Source organism: Planosporangium spinosum, assembly GCF_049999945.1.
GTDB lineage: Bacteria > Actinomycetota > Actinomycetes > Mycobacteriales > Micromonosporaceae > Planosporangium > Planosporangium spinosum.
The window spans coordinates 1-1,335 of sequence record NZ_JBLYUB010000078.1; the positions used below are offsets into that span (position 1 = coordinate 1).

Here is a 1,335-nt window from a genome sequence, read left to right on the forward strand (position 1 = left end):
ACGACAAGTCAAGCGCAGGGCACACCACCGGCGGCCAGATGCGTTATGAGTCAGCCTCAATCGCCGGCCCCGATCCTGGCAGCAGTCCACCCAGGACCACCACCGCGAGCCTCACAGATGCGTTACGCGGTGGCTCCACATGATGCGCGACACCTTGCCGAGGCCTAGCGCCGATGCAGCGCTTGTGGGCAAGGTGTTGCCGTGATGACAGCGGACCGGTATCGAGCGTTCGGCCAGCGGGAGGCACGCGGCCTGTCCTCCATCTACGAGCGGCTGGCCACAGCCGTTGCCGGCGATACGGAACTGCTGGACGAGTTGCCCGAACAGAAGCGGCAGCCCAACCTGCTGTTCGGCGCCGCCCGCTACTTAGACGCTCCGATGGACGACCCGCGTGCCTTCCGGACGTGGACACTGCGACACCGCGACGAGCTGACGGCCACAATGAACGGCCGTCGGACCCAAACCAACGAACCCGGCCGCTGCGCAGTCCTGCTACCGGTTCTCGCTCGTTTACCCCAACCCCTCGCCCTGCTCGAAGTCGGAGCGTCGGCCGGTCTCTGCCTCTACCCCGACGCCTACCGATACCGCTACAGCAACGACCCGCGAACCTTCGGCCCTGCAGACAGCCCAGTCGAACTGCAGTGCACCGTTACCGGCAGCCTTCCTCTGCCCGAGCGGATGCCCACCGTGGTATGGCGCGCCGGTCTCGACCTCAATCCTTTCGACGTCGCCAGCGACGACGACCTGCGCTGGCTCGACGCACTCATCTGGCCAGAACAGCAGCAGCGTCGCGACCGGCTGCGTGCCGCCGCCCGCATCGCCCGATCCGAGCCGCCCCACCTCCTGCGTGGCGATCTCCTCACTCACCTACCGACCCTGGCGTCCCAAGCACCGGCCGGGGCGACCCTGGTTATCTTCCACACCGCCGTGCTGCCCTACGTCTCGACAGACACCCGCACGGCCTTCGTGGACCTCGTCCGCCCACTGCCCTGCCACTGGATCTCCAACGAAGGCCTAGGCGTCACCCCGGGCCTGGCGGCACCGGCCGCAGCCGATGGCCCGGTCGCCTTCCAGCTTGCTCTCGACGGCCAAGTCGTCGCTTTGACCGCTCCCCACGGACAGGGAATTCGGTGGCTGGAGCCGGAGATCAACGTACCCGTGGGCAACTAGGTCTCCTAGCCGGAGCTGTCACGGATCATCTGACCGCGATCCGTAACGCATCTGTGAGGCTCGCGGTGGTGGTCCTGGGTGGACTGCTGCCAGGATCGGGGCCGGCGATTGAGGCTGACTCATAACGCATCTGGCCGCCGGTGGTGTGCCCTGCGCTTGACTTGT

The 1,335-nt window shown here is 66.9% G+C and carries 1 protein-coding gene; it reads left to right on the forward strand.

What is annotated here, in order from left to right:
* The first annotated feature begins 204 nt into the window (after positions 1-204).
* Positions 205-1,170 carry a DUF2332 domain-containing protein gene (locus ACNTMW_RS34285; protein WP_426638229.1) on the forward strand — a complete coding sequence of 322 codons (966 nt, stop codon included), beginning with the start codon at positions 205-207 and terminating at the stop codon, positions 1,168-1,170.
* The last annotated feature ends 165 nt before the right edge of the window (positions 1,171-1,335 follow it).